The 17,080-nt window shown below is 52.9% G+C and carries 10 protein-coding genes; 8 read left to right on the forward strand and 2 right to left on the reverse strand.

The window, feature by feature from the left end; all coding sequences use genetic code 11:
* Nucleotides 1-23 precede the first annotated feature (23 nt).
* Both M6D81_RS14100 and M6D81_RS14105 read right to left on the reverse strand, forming a co-directional pair.
* A complete protein-coding gene (locus M6D81_RS14100) occupies nucleotides 24-1,658 on the reverse strand; it encodes a CPBP family intramembrane glutamic endopeptidase (RefSeq protein ID WP_262677538.1) in 1,635 nt (544 codons plus the stop codon).
* A 148-nt stretch (nucleotides 1,659-1,806) separates the two neighbouring features.
* The gene (locus M6D81_RS14105; protein WP_262677539.1) at nucleotides 1,807-2,748 is read right to left on the reverse strand and encodes a LysR family transcriptional regulator; all 942 of its coding nucleotides are present in this window, start codon (nucleotides 2,746-2,748) and stop codon (nucleotides 1,807-1,809) included.
* 203 nt (nucleotides 2,749-2,951) lie between these two features.
* Here M6D81_RS14105 and M6D81_RS14110 point away from each other — a divergent pair, with 203 nt between their 5' ends.
* From M6D81_RS14110 to M6D81_RS14145, 8 genes are all read left to right on the forward strand, one after another.
* A complete protein-coding gene (locus M6D81_RS14110) occupies nucleotides 2,952-3,623 on the forward strand; it encodes a succinate dehydrogenase cytochrome b558 subunit (protein ID WP_262677540.1) in 672 nt (223 codons plus the stop codon).
* A 24-nt stretch (nucleotides 3,624-3,647) separates the two neighbouring features.
* Nucleotides 3,648-5,411 carry a succinate dehydrogenase flavoprotein subunit gene (sdhA, locus tag M6D81_RS14115; protein WP_262677541.1) on the forward strand — a complete coding sequence of 588 codons (1,764 nt, stop codon included), beginning with the start codon at nucleotides 3,648-3,650 and terminating at the stop codon, nucleotides 5,409-5,411.
* 2 nt (nucleotides 5,412-5,413) lie between these two features.
* Nucleotides 5,414-6,178 (forward strand): succinate dehydrogenase iron-sulfur subunit, encoded by a 765-nt coding sequence (gene sdhB, locus M6D81_RS14120; RefSeq protein WP_262677542.1) that lies wholly within the window; start codon nucleotides 5,414-5,416, stop codon nucleotides 6,176-6,178.
* A gap of 251 nt (nucleotides 6,179-6,429) precedes the next feature.
* Nucleotides 6,430-8,295, forward strand: coding sequence for an SLC13 family permease (locus tag M6D81_RS14125; protein WP_262677543.1), 1,866 nt, complete (start codon nucleotides 6,430-6,432; stop codon nucleotides 8,293-8,295).
* A 95-nt stretch (nucleotides 8,296-8,390) separates the two neighbouring features.
* Entirely contained in the window at nucleotides 8,391-11,066 is a 2,676-nt protein-coding gene (locus tag M6D81_RS14130) for a YhgE/Pip domain-containing protein (protein ID WP_262677544.1), read from the forward strand.
* Between the two features lie 90 nt (nucleotides 11,067-11,156).
* Nucleotides 11,157-12,614 carry an arylsulfatase gene (locus tag M6D81_RS14135; RefSeq protein ID WP_262677545.1) on the forward strand — a complete coding sequence of 486 codons (1,458 nt, stop codon included), beginning with the start codon at nucleotides 11,157-11,159 and terminating at the stop codon, nucleotides 12,612-12,614.
* Nucleotides 12,615-12,715: 101 nt separating this feature from the next.
* Complete coding sequence (locus M6D81_RS14140) at nucleotides 12,716-13,483, forward strand: class I SAM-dependent methyltransferase (protein WP_262677615.1); 768 nt, start codon at nucleotides 12,716-12,718, stop codon at nucleotides 13,481-13,483.
* A 203-nt stretch (nucleotides 13,484-13,686) separates the two neighbouring features.
* Nucleotides 13,687-17,007: an S-layer homology domain-containing protein gene (locus tag M6D81_RS14145; RefSeq protein ID WP_262677546.1), complete on the forward strand. Its 3,321-nt coding sequence runs from the start codon at nucleotides 13,687-13,689 to the stop codon at nucleotides 17,005-17,007.
* Nucleotides 17,008-17,080: the final 73 nt, after the last annotated feature.

A 17,080-nucleotide genomic window follows, 5' to 3' on the forward strand; every position in this document is an offset into this window, starting at 1 on the left:
GATGGCCGGTGTTCCGGCGCGCGCTATAAGCGCGAGGAGGGGTCCGGCATGCCCGGTGGGACGGCCGGTGTTCCGCCTACGCGCTTCTCATGCCACTTCTTGATAACGTAAGCGATGAGCACCGGCAATACAATAAAGAAGATTGCGGAGATCATATCCGCCGTATTGCCGACCATGAACAGGCTGCTGCCGACGGCCACGCTGTTGAATATGGCATGGGTGAACATCGCGGTAATGAACCCATACTTGATGAAGATGAAGCTGAACAGCAGGCCGATAATCATAAGCTCGATCAACCTTGTCGTAGACGGATAGAACGGGTACATGACGTGACCGAGCGCCCAGAACAGAGTCGGCAGTATGGCCGCTGCGAACGAATGCCTGAACCATCTGCGGAACAGTCCGATGCCGAAGAAGCGGAACACGGCTTCCTCCGAGATCGCCGCCGCCCATGCCAGCACAGGCATCAGCCACAGCAGCTTCATGTTGTACGGCGACATCGTCACATCGCTCGTTCCCCAAGTGCCAATAATAGCCTCCAGCGCACGAAAAATGATCGGTTGCAAGCCCAGCATAATTAAAGCAAGCAGATAGGCCAGCCCCATGCTGCGCCATACATATTGCCCGTAGCCGGCCTCACGGAAGCGAGGCCACACATGGAAGCCTTGCGCCTTCCAAAGACCGTCCCCGGCAACGATGGAGATATAAACTGAGCCTGCCATGGGGATGGTCATCAGCAGCGTCAACAGTACAGTGAATACGATGACGCCTTCACCCATATAATCTTCGCCGCTGCTGGCCCTTATGCCGTCCAGCATATTGACGTTCATTATAATGTAGGCGATCAGGAAGACGACGGTCAGCAGAATGCCATATTTGAACGACGTATGCTTGCGATACAGGATAGCGTATATAATAGCCAGTATGCACAGCACGATACTCATCAGCAGATAGCCTACTCCCGTAAGCACGCCAGCCCAGAAGTCCTGCTTCTTCACATATTGAATATAACCGTCAGGAGCGTGGAAGACAGGCTTGAATTGGGTAACGACGGGCTTATTCTGTATCGTTGCGGTTCTTGCCGTCACTTGAAGCTCCGCTTCCCCTATTTTATAGTCGGGCAGATCGGCTACCCAACTCCCGTTATCCGCTAGCCATATATCTTCAACGCCAACTCCGCGCAGTCCCCGTTCCAGCATCAGCTCTGCAATGACAGTCTTCTGGAGCTGGTCGCTCGGCATCGATTCATCCGGAAGCATATTCCAAGCGACGACTTCTCCTGTATACATATGCACATACAGGAAGCCTGTGCCGCCATCGCCGAACGTCACATTAACTTGGAACGTGTCCGTTGGGAGCTTCTCATCATATTCGTTCACGTATTGCTCGATGAGCTTCTCTTTCGCCAAGTAGCCGTTAAGCAGCTTGTCGCTTTGATGGAACGCATGCGCGCGCTCGACGGTCCGTCCCGTCAGCGTCTCGGCGAAGGCGGTCGCCCGGTTAACCGCTTCTTCTTTCGCAATTACGCCATTGTCGTAAGGTAGCTTGGATGTGGATGCGATCATCGGGGCTACTTCCAAGACAACGAAGATTATCGTGAACAGGAGTGCCGCCAGTATGTATTTCTTCCATTCTTTTTCTTTGATCAGTGTTGTCATAGCTCACCTCAATATAAGATGTCTCAGTCCTTCATTACCATATCACAACAGAGAATGAATATTCCATCTTCTCCTTAATGGCTTATGCAAATTTATTGGATTTCAGCCCACTATAATGGAAATAACTATTGAAAGCCGATCTTTCAGCTCATTTTAACGATTTGCGCGTCACTTCATATCCGTATCCTCTGCTCTTCTTGCTGCCGGGGAATTTGATGGCGATCTCGTTAATGCACATTCTGACAGTGGGACTTAAGGCGTCGGAATCTCCATAGATCAAGGAGGTTGTCCGCTTCGCATTCTCCAGTTCACGTATGGGGATGACGACAAGCTCATTGTCGACGAGCAGTTGCTCGCGCAGATAAGACTGCGGCAGAAGTGTTCCCGCCCGGCACGTATGCAGCAAGCGAAGAATGGCTTCGAAGGAATCGATCTCCATTCGCACATCGGGCGACAGCTTGTAGCTTTCGAACAGCTCGTCCGTAAGCAACCGGTACCAGGTGCCTTTGGCGAACAAAATCATCGGCATGCCGCCGAGATCGCCGATATCCAGCCTTCCTTTCTCAGTGATCACCTGATTGCGCGGCAGCACCAGCATGAGATGATCGTCGAACAGGGGCAGACAGGTGAGCGACGGATCGTCGATGGTAGAAGCGACAAGTCCGATTTCGGCGCGATGCTCGCGGACAGCGGCGACGATTTCGTGCGTTTTGCCCGTTATGGCTTTAATATCGATCTCAGGGTGGCTGCTTGTAAGTGACTGGATAATGTCCGGCAGCGTCGTCTGAAGGGTCGTCAAGCTGGCTCCGATAGTGAGAGAAGTACGGCCGGTCTCCTTGAATTCGGCTACCGTCTTCAGATAATGCTTATGCAGCTCCCGCTGCTCCAGCGCGTATTCGTAAGTCAGCTGACCGATTCGGGTAAGCTCCAGCCGCTTGCCTACGCGGCGGAACAGCTCTACGCCGATCTCCTCTTCCAGCTTGGCCAGCTTGCGGGACAAGGCGGGCTGGGAGATGTTAAGCAAGGCAGCCGCCTTGTTCATGCTGGATTGCTCCACGATGATGGAGAAGATGTGCAGCTCTTCATTCATAGTGCTTCCCTCTCTTATGCGTTATGGTTATAACAATTAATAAAAAATAAGCAATTCCATTATAAGCTGAAAAGGAGTAGGATGGAAGTATGGCAAAACTGTGTCAACATTTGTTGACGGGGGTACAGGCTAGATGTAAAATGTAGAATGGTTTATGGACACAAGATGAAGCATTCACAGTCTTGAAAGGAGAACAGAATGAAATGAAGGGAAATTCGTACTTCTCGCGCAAGCTGCACTCGCTGCTGGGAATAATCCCACTGGGCGGGTTTATTGTCGTGCATGCAGTGACGAACTATCAAGCGTTCGAGCGCGGACCTGAGGGCTTCAACAAAGGCGTGCACCTGATCAACAGCCTGCCGCTGCTGCCGTTGCTGGAAATCTTCGGCATCTATTTACCGCTATTGTTTCATGGTATTTACGGCCTGTACGTCGCGTATCAGTCCAATTCCAACCTGGGGAGGTTCCAGTATGGACGGAACTGGGCGTTCACGGCTCAGCGGATTACCGGGGTGATCACTTTTGTATTCGTTTTCTGGCATGTGTATCAGACGCGGATTCAGGTATACCTTGGCAATCTTACTCATGAAGAGCTTGGCTCGACCATGCATACGATCTCGACCAGTCCGGTCATGTTCGCATTGTATGTGATTGGCGTTCTGGCGGCCGTATTCCACTTCAGCAACGGACTTTGGGCGTTCCTGATCAGTTGGGGAATAACGATCGGACCGAGAGCTCAGCGCATCTCTTCGTACATTTGCATGGGTGTATTCGTTATCGTATCTGCCCTGTTCATCCTCTCGCTGGTGGCATTCGGCGGCGATGAGTTCAAGGAAGCTGCAAGCGCAGCTGCGGCATGGAGCAATATCGGATAGTTTGAAGACAAGGAGCGAAGCATAATGGCAAAAAATAAAGTAATCGTCGTTGGCGGCGGTCTTGCAGGCTTGATGGCTACGGTCAAAGCGGCGGAGGCCGGCATGCATGTCGATCTCATGTCACTCGTGCCCGTTAAGCGTTCCCACTCCGTGTGCGCGCAAGGCGGCATCAACGGCGCTGTTAATACAAAAGGCGAAGGCGATTCCCCATGGGAGCACTTCGACGACACAGTATACGGCGGCGACTTCCTCGCCAATCAACCGCCGGTTAAGGCGATGTGCGATGCGGCGCCAGGCATTATTCACCTGATGGACCGTATGGGCGTTATGTTCAACCGTACGCCGGAAGGCTTGCTGGACTTCCGCCGGTTCGGGGGCACGAAGCACCACCGTACTGCATTCGCAGGCGCGACTACCGGCCAGCAGTTGCTGTATGCGCTGGATGAGCAAGTGCGCCGCTGGGAAGCAGCGGGTCTGGTCAACAAGTTCGAGCATTGGGAATTCCTTGGCGCAGTGCTGGACGACGACGGCGTATGCCGCGGCGTATCCGCACAGGATCTGCGCACAATGGAAGTCCACACGGTAAGAGCTGATGCAGTCATTCTGGCATCCGGCGGACCCGGTATCATCTTCGGCAAGACGACGAACTCCGTCATCAATACAGGTACGGCGGCAAGCGCGGTCTATCAGCAAGGCGTGAAGTATGCGAACGGCGAATTTATCCAGATCCATCCCACGGCGATTCCGGGCGACGATAAGCTGCGCCTGATGTCGGAATCCGCACGCGGCGAAGGCGGACGCGTATGGACATACAAGGACGGCAAGCCATGGTACTTCCTGGAAGAGAAATATCCGGCATACGGCAACCTTGTGCCGCGGGACATTGCGACTCGTGAAATTTTCGCTGTCTGCGTCGATCAGAAGCTGGGCATTAACGGCGAGAATATGGTGTACCTCGACCTGTCGCATAAGGATCCGAAGGAACTGGACGTCAAGCTTGGCGGTATTATCGAGATCTACGAGAAATTCATGGGCGACGATCCGCGCAAGATTCCGATGAAGATCTTCCCGGCCGTTCACTATTCCATGGGCGGCATGTGGGTCGACTACAATCAGATGACCAATATCCCTGGTCTGTTCGCCGCAGGCGAATGCGAGTACCAATACCACGGTGCTAACCGTCTAGGCGCGAACTCGCTGCTGTCCGCCATCTACGGCGGAATGGTCGCAGGACCGAAAGCCGTCGAATATATTAAAGGGCTGGACAAATCCTCGGAGGACGTAAACGCCCAAGTATTCGACCGTGACAAGAAGCGCCATGACGACAAGTACAACCGCATTCTCGGCATGAACGGCACAGAGAACGCCTACGTGCTGCATAAGGAGCTAGGCGAATGGATGACGAACAATATGACCGTTGTCCGCTTCAATGACAAGCTGCAAGCGACCATCGACAAGATTAAAGAGCTGAAGCAGCGCTATCAGAATATCAACATCAACGACACGGCGAAATGGAACAACGCGGGCGTAGCCTTCACTCGTCAGCTGTGGAATATGATCGAGCTGTCCGAAGCGATGACGCTTGGCGCCCTTATGCGGAATGAGAGCCGCGGCGCGCATTATAAGCCGGAATTCCCGGACCGCAACGACGATCAATTCATGAAGTCGACGATTGCGGATTGGACGCCGGATGGACCTAAGATCTCCTATGAGGACGTCGATGTCAGCCTGATTGCTCCGCGTAAGCGCGACTATACAACGGATAAAAAGAAGAAGAAAGGAGAATAATCATGGCCGAAACGACTGCTGCTAAGAAAACGATTAAGTTCGTCATCACACGCCAGGATACGCCGGATTCCACGCCCTATACGGAAGAATTCGAAATTCCATACCGTCCCAACATGAATGTCATCAGCGGACTGATGGAAATTCAGCGTAATCCTGTCAGGTCTGACGGCAAGGGCACGGCGCCTGTATGTTGGGATTCCAACTGTCTGGAAGAAGTATGCGGCGCCTGCTCTATGGTGATCAACGGCAAGCCGCGTCAGGCGTGCAGCGCTCTTGTTGACAAGCTGGAGCAACCGATCCGTCTGGAGCCGATGCGCACCTTCCCGGTCGTACGCGACCTGGTCATTAACCGCGAGCGTATGTTCACCGCCTTGAAGAAGGTGAAAGCGTGGATTCCGATCGACGGTACGTACGATCTCGGTCCCGGTCCGCGCATGGCGGAATCGAAGCGCCAATGGGCGTATGAGCTTTCCAAGTGCATGACGTGCGGCGTTTGTCTGGAATCCTGTCCGAACGTGAACGACCGTAACAGCTTTATCGGTCCCGCTGCTATCTCACAGGTTCGGCTGTTCAACGCACATCCGACAGGCGAGATGAACCAGGACGAGCGTCTGGAAGCGCTAATGACAGATGGCGGCATCGAGGGCTGCGGCAACTCGCAGAACTGCGTGCGCTCCTGTCCGAAGGGCATTCCGCTTACGACGTCGATTGCGGCGATCAACAAGGATACGACGAAGCAACTGTTCAAGAAGTGGCTGGGCATGTAGCACTTATCGGGCTGTTCTTCAAGCGGGTTTCCGCTTGGGGAGCAGCTTTGCTTTTTTGATTCGAATGATATTGATAATTATTATCATAAATTAAATTTAATGATAATAGATCGTACATCTGTTGTCAATGCAGCCCTTTGCAGGACAGTAAGGAACAGTATGCACAACGTCACAGACGGCTGTTCCTACTTGTGCTATTATAGGAATGTTGCGAACAATTGGCCATCATTGACAATAAGGGGTATCTAGTTATGAATACGGAAATGATTATTACATTATCTATACTGGCAGGCGCGGCTGCATTGTTCGCGAGCGGCAAGATACGCTCGGATATGGTGGCCATAATGGCGCTGATATTACTGGTCGTGCTGGATATATTGAATCCCGCCGAAGCACTGTCCGGCTTCGCGAACTCCGTCGTCATTATGATGATCGGCTTGTTCATCGTCGGAGGAGGCATATTCCATACGGGACTTGCCAGGCAGGTGAGCGGCAGGCTGCTCAAGCTGGCGGGGCAGAATGAGACGAAGCTTCTTGTAACGGTGATGCTGGCCAGCTCATTTATCGGCGCTTTCGTCAGCAATACCGGCACTGTCGCAGTCATGCTTCCCATCGTCGTCAGCTTGGCGATGAGCGCGGGCGTCAGCCCCGGCAGGCTGCTAATGCCGCTAGCGTTCGCCAGCAGTCTGGGAGGAACGCTCACTCTGATCGGCACGCCGCCGAACATGGTCATTCGGGAGACGCTGATGAAGGCAGGCGTCACGGAACTGACGTTCTTCTCCTTCACGCCAGTAGGCGCAGTAGCCCTTGCGATAGGTACAGTGCTGATCATCGTGCTCAGCAAGTTCCTGCTGCCGAAGTCAAGCGGCGACAAGGAGGGGGGCAAGAAGAGGCGTTCGCTTCAGGAGCTGGCGCAGCAGTACAGCTTGTCGGACAATCTGTACCGCGTGCAAGCGAAGAGGGGTTCTCTCATTATCGGCAAGCCGCTGAAGGAGCTGTCCTTGACGGGCCAATACGGGATACATATTAGCGAGGTGAGACGGAAGTCCTCCCACAAGAATCCCTTCTTCAAGACGTTGAACGGAGAAGTGGCAGGTCCGGATACGATCGTTGAGGAGAACGATATATTGTATGTGAAGGGCTTCTTCCCGCAGGTGGAGGCGTTCGCCCGTGAATGCGAGCTGGAGCTGCTGGCGCAGCATGCGGCAGAGAGGGAGCAAGCGTCTACGGATGGGTACGCCTCGACGGAGGTCGGCATAGCGGAAGTACTCATACCGCCCAATTCCAAGCATATTAATCAGCTGGTCAAGCATTCCGGCTTCCGTGAGCAGTACAACTTGAATATTCTCGGCATTCAGCGAAGAGGTGGGTATCTGCTTCACCAGCTGAAGGAAGAGAGAATGCGCTCCGGCGACGCCTTGCTGGTGCAGGGCGCCTGGAAGAGCATCGCGAAGCTGTCCCAGGAGCATGCCGACGTGGTCGTCGTCGGGCAGCCGGAGGAAGCGGAGGCTTCTGTTCCGCTAAGCCACAAGGCGCCGATTGCGGCTGCGGTTATGATCGCGATGGTCGTCCTGATGATTGCGGATATTTTCCCAGCCGTCGTCTCCGTCATGATCGCAGCGGTGCTCATGGTGGCAACCGGCTGTCTCCGCAATATGGAGGAGGCGTACAAGACGGTCAACTGGGAGAGCATTGTGCTCATCGGCGGAATGATTCCGATGTCGATCGCGGTAGAGAAGACGGGAGCGGCAGCGCTTATATCGGAGAAGTTGGTGCTCAGTCTGGGAAGCTTCGGCCCGCTTGCTCTGCTTGCAGGCGTATATTTCGCCACATCATTCGTCACCTTGTTCATAAGCAATACCGCATCGGCTGTATTATTCGCTCCTATCGCGCTTGGCGCAGCCCTTCAGCTTGGCGTTAACCCGGTGCCTTATCTGTTTGCCGTTACGCTGGCTGCAAGCATCTGCTTCGCCGTTCCGTTCTCCACACCGCCCAATGCGCTGGTCATGTCTGCGGGGCGCTATACGTTTATGGATTATGTGCGAATCGGATTGCCGGCCCAAGTACTTCTTGGCGTTGTAATGGTGCTGGTATTGCCGCTGTTTTTTCCGTTTTGATGAGAAATAACGATTGCCATTGCCTGATGAGATGATGAAAGTAGGTTATCTTAAAGGAGAGGCATGCACAATTTACAGATACAGGTGATGACAGGATGAGAGGGATATGGCGAATCTATAAATCGGATTGGCTTCATTTATTTAAAGTTCCGACGGGGATATTTCTAGTTGCGGCTATTATTATGCTGCCTTGTCTTTATGCTTGGGTGAATATTAAATCCGTGTGGGACCCTTATGCCAATACGCAGGGCATTAGCGTGGCCGTAACGAGCGAGGATGCCGGTACGACGATTGAAGGGATAGAAATTAATATTGGCGCCGAATTAATGGAGAGTCTGGCGGAGAACAAGAAACTGGGCTGGACGTTCGTCAGCGCGGAAGAAGCGGAGAGGGGAGTGGATCGCGGCACCTATTATGCGAGCATTCTGATTCCCGAGGATTTCTCTGCACGAATTACGGGCATTGTGAAGGGGAAGCTGGATCGTCCCGAAGTGATTTATACCGTGAATGAGAAAGTGAATGCAATAGCGCCCAAGATCACCTCCTCCGGCGTGTCGACCATTGCCAAGCAAATCAACGAAAGCTTCACGGAAGCCGTAAGCGAGACCTTGATGACGAAGCTGGCGGAGGCCGGCGTCATGATCGAGGAGCAGCTCCCCACTCTGCGTAAAGTAGAGGGCGGCATCTTCGAGCTGGAGGCGCATCTGCCGCAAATCCATGCCGCAGGACAGAAGGTGCTGGAGCTGGAGACGAAGCTGCCCGTTATTCATGAGAAGGCTCAACTGATCGTCGAGGTGGAGAAAAAAATTCCCGAGATCAATCAGACTGCCGCTCAAATTACGGAGCTTAACAAGCAATGGCCAAAGTGGAGCGAGACGATCCAGCATATATTGGCCATGCAGGAGAAGTTGCCGGAGCTTGAGCGCGCCGCTGCGCGCGTACAGAAGCTGAACGACAACTTCGATCAAGTTTACGGTGTAATGGGAGACGCGATCGACAAGTCGAAAAAAGCGTTAACGGTTGTAACGGAAGCGCAGCAAGGATTGGAACGTCTTGGCGAGCTTGCCGCGAAGGGAAGCGCCTTCGGAACCCAATTGGAGGAATTTCTCACCGCTAATCGAGCCGCACTCGATATTGTAGCTCCGTCCGTCAAAAATAATTTGATTCTGGTGCAGCAAGCAGCAGATACGGTCTCCGCCATTAGTGCACGATTGCTGTCGGCTGATCCGGAGCAGATGCCGACGGCTGAAGAAGTACATAAAGTAAAGTCGGGCCTGGCTGTCGTTACCCGGATCATGGATCATACGATCGCCTTGTTGTCGCGGATGAACGAGCATATTCCCGGTCAGCCGCTCCAAGATCGCATCGAGCAGCTTCAATCGACGCAAGAGCGCATACAGACGCAAATCGGTCTATTGGACGAAATAGAAAAAGCGCTGGAAAACGGACTTGATCCCGTGAGAGAAAAAGTGGAACGACTTCACGATCTGGCATCGAAAACGAGCGATACGTTGTCTGGAATCATTGCCGTATACGACAGCGATATCGTGCCAAAGCTTCAAATGGCGATCGAGAGGCTCACTACTTTGGCCTCGGCTGCAACAGGTGAATTGAACAAGTTCACAGACAAGCTGCCGGAGCTGGAAGCGATATTGCAGGAGGCGGAGCTGGGGCTCGAGTATGGTCTGGAGCAGTTGACAAGGCTGGAAAGTGAGCTGCCAGCCGCGAAAGCGAAGCTGAATGAATTGACCGAGACGTTGCAGGAGAGAACGCAGTCGTTCATTCAAACCGTCAATAAAGTGGTTCCGGTCATCCAGGAATCGTTGCCTGTTATTACGAAGAAGCTTGCCGAAGCGGATCGCTTCATTCAACAAGACTTGCCGCGTGCGGAGCAAGGGCTGACTGCCTTGGCTGATTTTGTGAAGCATAAGCTCCCCGAGCTGGAAGAGGGCATTCATACCGTCTCCGGATTGGTCAGGAACGATCTGCCGCAGCTGGAGGAAGCGGTAATGATGGCAGCCGACAAGCTGCGAGAGGTGGAAGCGAACAATCACTTTGCAGAGCTGGCCAAGCTGCTGCGCGGCGACATTCAGAAGGAGAGCGAATTTCTGGCGAGTCCCGTGCTCATTAAGGAAAACAGGCGATATGCGATTCCGAATTACGGATCGGCGATGGCTCCATTCTATGTCATATTGTCCGTATGGGTAGGGGCGACCCTGCTGATCTCCTTGCTGAAAGCGGAGCCTGACAATGTCGAAGGCCAGTATAAGCCGTACCAGTTATATTTCGGCCGCTGGGGAACATTCGTGACAATTGGAATGCTGCAAGGGCTGAGCATTACACTTGGCAATCTGTTTATTCTAAAAACGTACGTTGCGGACAAGCTGGCTTATATTTTGTTCGCAATGCTGGTCAGTCTGGTGTTCGTCACGATAACGTACACCTTGTTATCCGTATTCGGTAACGTAGGCAAAGGGATTGCGATTATATTCATGGTCTTCCAGTTCTCAAGCTCGGGAGGCACGTTCCCTGTCAGTATGACCTTGCCGTTCTTTCAGGCATTAAATCCGTTCATGCCGTTTACTTATGCGATCAGCTTGCTTCGAGAAAGCGTAGGAGGCATATTATGGTCCACGGCGCTGCGAGATATCCTCTGTCTGCTTTCGTTCGTGGGACTGAATTTCTTGCTGGCGCTCTTGCTGAAGCGTCCATTAAGCGGCTTGATCAAGAAATCGGCGGAAAATGCGAAGAAAACGAAGCTTATTGCGTGATACCGGCATACGGCAGCAATTGACAAACCATGCAAACTTGCTATATTAGTGACGATTGATTAAGTCTCAAACATCGGAGGAGATTCCAGGTTGAAACCCAATTTGCTGTTAATTACCGTTGATCAGATGCGATTCGATTGCTTAAGCGCGCTTGGCCATTCCGTCGTGGAGACGCCGAATCTGGACAGGCTGGCACGCCAAGGGGTATTGTACAGCAACGCTTATAGCGCCACCCCTTCCTGCATTCCCGCAAGAGCCGCCATTATGACCGGCATGAGCCAGCGCTCCCATGGGCGCGTCGGCTATCTGGACAAGGTGGAGTGGCGCTATGAGCATACGGTGGCGGGCGAGCTGGCGAAGGCGGGCTATCATACCCAGTGCGTAGGCAAAATGCATGTGTATCCCGCTCGCAACCTGTGCGGCTTCCATAACATTGTGCTGCATGACGGCTATACGCATTACAACCGTGACAAGACGGGGACATCTGCGTCGGAGCACTTCAATCAAGTCGACGATTACTTGAACTGGCTGCGCGAGAAGGCGGGAGCGGAGCTGGATATGACCGATCTGGGACTGGACTGCAACGCATCCACGGTAGCGAGACCGTGGCATCTTCCGGAAGCGCTCCATCCGACGAATTGGACCGTAACCCAATCGATCGACTTTCTGCGCAGGCGCGATCCCGGCAAGCCGTTCTTCTTATGGAGCTCGTTCGTACGTCCGCATCCGCCATTCGATCCGCCGCAGGCTTATTTCGATATGTACAAGGACTTGCCGATGCCGGAGCTGCCTGTAGGCGACTGGGTCGATCGGGGGGCGGTGGAACGTTCCGGCAGCGATCCTACTGCGCTTCGCGGCAACATTCCCGCGCGCCGCATGAATCGCGCGCGCGCCGCTTATTACGCGTTGATCACCCATCTGGACGATCAGATCGGCCGCCTGCTGGATGCGCTTCAGGAATACGGGCTTCAGCGCAATACGATCGTACTGTTCACTTCCGATCACGGCGAGATGATGGGCGATCATCACTACTTCCGCAAGGCGCTGGCTTATGAAGGCAGTGCGAAGGTCCCGTTCATTCTCTATGATCCGACAGGCGCATTGGGACTGAAGCCGGGATATACGGCGAGCGAGGTCGTCGAGCTGAGGGATATTATGCCAACGCTGCTGGAAGCGGCCGGAGCTCCAATCCCGGAGTCAGTGGAGGGGCGCAGCGTTGCTTCTGTCGGGGCGGGACAGGCCGCAGATTGGCGCGCGTATATTCATGGCGAGCATGCTTACGGCGATCTGTCCAATCATTATGCGACAGACGGTCGGATGAAATATATTTGGTACTCGCAGACGGGAGAAGAGCAGTTGTTCGATCTTGCGTCCGATCCGCAGGAGAAGCATAACCTTGCCAATGACGCGGAGCGGGCGGACGAACTGCAGGTTTGGCGGAAGCGGGTCATTAAGGAGCTTGAAGGGCGCGAGGAAGGGTATGTGAGAGAAGGGGAATTGGTTGTCGGGCGGAAGCCGGTCGCGTGCTTAAGCTTTTTGCGAAGCTAGAGAGAATAGCAGACAGAACGATTATAAGCAATTATTCCTCACAAGGTTCGGCTGATATGATGTATACTTCCATCTAGTAGCAGATGAGGAGGAGATACATGATGTCATTCAGCAATTACGGGCCGTTATGCACGGAAGTATATGATCATACGAAGGCGATCGGTCAGTCCATTAATGGGGATATCGATTATTATGTAGAGCGGCTCAAGGGCTGCAACGGTCGCATATTGGAAGCTATGGCCGGTTCGGGGCGGGTGATGATTCCGTTGCTGGAGGCCGGTCTTGCAGTAGACGGAGTGGACTATTCTCCCGATATGCTGGCAAGCTGTCGCAAGCGTTGCGAGGACAGGGGGCTGACAGCGGACTTGTACGAGTCCGGCTTGCAGGAGCTTGCTTTGCCGCATCGCTATGAAGCGATCATTATTCCAAGCGGCTCCTTCCTGCTGATCGAACAGCGCGAGCAGTCTCTGCTTGCCTTGCGGCGTCTTTACGAGCATTTGCTGCCGGGAGGGCGGCTCATTCTGGATTTGTTCCTGCCCGACACCGACTTCCAATGCGGTAAATTTGCAGGAACCTCAACATTCCATATGCCTGGCGGAGAGATTATTACGTTGGAGGAGAAGCTGGTCGAGGCGGATTTCCTCCATCAATATACCGTATCCCATTTGAAGTATGAGAAGTGGCGCGACGGAGCATTAGTTCAGACGGAATTGCAGCGATTTGCACTTCGTTGGTACGGTGTGGAGGAATTCAAGCTCGTGCTGGCGGACATCGGCTTCAGAGATGTGATTGTATCTGCAGATTTTAAGCTCGGGGAGCAGCCTGGCCATTCCGGGCAAGCATTTGTGTTCGAAGCGACACGTCAATAGAAGCTCGATATACTAGGACCCTGTAATCATATAATCATGATTATAGGGTTCTTTTTGTTTTTACAATAATATTACTTTACTATAAATGATTATTTTCTTATAGCCAGCATAGGAGGAATTGACTATAATTGTCGAAGGGGGGAAGTTGGTAATTAATAGATGGTAATTAGTGTTAATTATTCTGCTAGGAGGAGTGTATATGGATGAAGGCTAATCGCCGAAATTTCATTTTTAGAAAGGGATTCACTTCGTTTATTGTTCTCTGTTATCTCATTGGAATCGTCAACGTTGGAGGGATGGGGAGTGCTTCGGCGGATCCGTTGGCACCGGCAACAGGGATAACTGTATCGGAAACAGGGACTCTGACATTCCAGAGTCTGACGGAAGGCTACAGCTTTATGGACACCGTGGGTATTGGTATGAACATCTTTGTGGCGAAAGATGGATCGGGGGATATTACGAATTTTAGTGTAACGGCAAGTGGCGGAGCCAATTCTAGTTTTGCAGTACAGCCGGTGCCTCATAATGTCTTTCAGCCAGGGGTACTTTCAATTCAATTTATCATTAAGCCGGCTTTAAGTCTGCCAGCTGGTACGTATACGGAGACAATCACCATTACGGCAGACAATGGCATTCATGAGACGTTTGATGTGAAGGTAACGATATTGCGCGATCCCACGACCAACCTGACAGTGTCTCCTAGCTTACTGCCGCTTGGGATGTTGATAGAAGGCTATGACAGCGCAGCTGTAGACGGAATTGCTCAGGAAATTAAACTGGAGAAAAGCGGGCATAGCGCCATTAGTGGTCTGACAGTAAAACCCGACTTGGGCGCCGACAGCAACTTCACGCTCGGAGCGGTCGATCCGAATGCGCTGGGACAAGGCTTGACTGTTACATTGTTCAGTATCCGTCCGAATCTGTCTCTCACTCCCGGGACTTATACGGAGACGTTCACCGTATCTGCTGACGACGGCATTCTTAAAACGTTCGATGTGACTGTGACGATTCAGCGCGACTACATGACGGATGTGCAGCTATCGACCAGCTCGCTGACATTCCCGACGCTGACGGAAGGCTATACGGAGGATGCCGTAGATAACATCGAAGCAGCGATCACGCTGACAAAGATAGGCCCTAGTGCAATTACGGGTCTGACAGTGGCATCGAACGCGGGAGCCGACAGCGACTTCACGATCGGAACGATCGATCCGGATGCGTTGGGACAAGGCTTAACTATAACAGACTTCAGCATCCGTCCGAATCTGTCTCTCACTCCCGGGACTTATACAGAGACGTTCAAAGTAACTGACGACGACTTTATGCAACAGACGTTCGATGTGAGCGTAACGATTCTGCCGATCCCGACCTATACGATCGCTCCAATTGCGAATTGGTCGGCTGCGCCATTGATGTTGCATTACGGGGATGGTACGCAAGAGTCGAAGACCGTTACGATTACGCGGACCGGCAATCAGGATCTGAACAACTTGTCTGTATCGGTGGATAGTACGGACTTTATCGTCACGCAACCGCAGCTCCAGACGCTGAACGATGGCGAGCCTTCTACGGCCTTTACCGTTCAAGCGAACAATGGACTGTCCGCCGGTACTTATACAGGGACGGTAATGGTTAGCGCAGACAATATGACGCCTGTCGCCTTCCAGGTGACGCAAGCTGTCAACTTGCCAGATGCGCCGGCCAATCCTCAGAATCTGTCCGCTCAAGCAGGCAATACAACTGTATTGTTGAATTGGGATACGGTAACAGGCGCTACGTACTATAACGTCTATAAAGCGCTTTCACCCGGCGCTTACAGTGCAATACCCGATGTTACCGTCACCGACAGCACCTACACCATGAACTCGCTTCAGAACGGGACCACTTATTATTTCAAAGTGGAGGCTGGGAATGAAGGAGGAGTCAGCGCCGCTTCCAATGAAGCATCCGCCACTCCGCTGACGGTTCCTTCAGCTCCGCGGGAGGTTCGAGCCATTTCGGAAGACGGACAAGCGATTGTTCTATTTACTGCACCCGAGGATAACGGAGGCAGCGAGATAACGGGCTACAAGGTGATATCCTCTCCGGGCAATATCGAAGCGTTCGGCGCTGATAGTCCGATCAAGATTCAGGGCTTGACGAATGGAACGATATATACGTTCGTCGTAATAGCCGTGAACGCCGCAGGAGAAAGCGCGCCTTCCGCCCCGTCGAATGGGGTTACGCCTTCGCGAGAGACGCCGTCCAATCCGGAGCCTTCGCAGCCGGATGCAGACGATAATGTCGAAGTATTCATCGATGGGGTCAAGTATCTTATCGGCACCATCAAGACGGACAAGAGCAACGGTCGCAGCAAGGCAATATTGTCAGTGAACGAAGAGGAGCTGTTGAAGCGGCTTGCCGTCTCCGACGAAGGTGTCGTCATCCGCATTCCGATCTCCATCTCTGCGGATGCATGGGTAAGCGTACTTAACGGAGAAGTGATGAAGCAATTGATTCTGAAGCAGGCATTGCTTGAGGTGACGACCGATGAAGGGACTTACCGGCTTCCAGCCGATCAGCTGAACTTGACTGCTTTGGCGCGTCAAGCGGGAGCGCAATTCCAACTAGACAAGCTGACCATTTCCATCGAGATGGAGATGGTGTCCGATGAGAGCGTTAGCCTGATCGAGCAAGCTGCGGAAGAAGGCGGTTATGAGCTGGCAGTTCCGCCGATGCGATTTGGCGTGAGCGCTCAGTATGATGATCGCATGGTTCCTGTAGAGCTGTATGCAACTTATGTGGAACGATTCATTGCGATAGCGGAATCCGACGCGGATCGTATAGCAACAGCGATAATCATTAATCCGGACGGGACTTACCATCATGTTCCTACGCAAGTTGTGGAGATGAATGGACAGTTCTTCGTCAAAATAAACAGCATGCTGAACGGTACATATGCGGTAATTAGCAATCCTACGCAATACCGCGATGTATCCGATCATTGGTCAAGAGACGCCGTCAACGAGATGGGCTCGCGTATGGTCGTTAAAGGTTCTGACGATGGAAGCTACATGCCGGATCAGGACGTTACGCGTGAAGAGGTTGCCGCGATTATCGTCAAGGCGCTTGGACTCCCTTCCGTAAGCGACGACGCTCCATTCGGAGACGTATCTGCGCAAGATGCCTATTATGCAGCAGTGGCGACCGCCTATCAATACGGGCTGCTGAAAGGTTATGAAGACGGCTCCTTCCGTCCCGAAGAGAAGATGACGCGGGAGCAGGCTATGGTACTGATGGCTCATGCGATGCAGATCGCAGGCTTGCAGGGCGAGCTTACTGACACGGAAGCAGCAGAACTGCTGCAGCAGTTCAGCGATGTTGAGCTGGCCTCCGACTGGGCAATGGATAGCATTGCCTTGAATGTGAAGCTCGGCATAATCAGAGGCAGAAGCCAGTATGAACTATCTCCTGACGCTTCCTTGACCAATGCCGAAATCGCGGTCATTGTACAACGGCTACTGGAGAAGGCGGGCTTAATCTAAAGCAAACGGAATGCGAAGGATGTATGATCCCGTCCTGCTAGAAGAAAAGGTTATCCGGCGAAGCACTAACAAG

Origin of the sequence: Paenibacillus sp. J5C2022, assembly GCF_025567625.1 — a bacterium.
In the GTDB taxonomy this organism is placed as follows: Bacteria; Bacillota; Bacilli; order Paenibacillales; family Paenibacillaceae; genus Pristimantibacillus.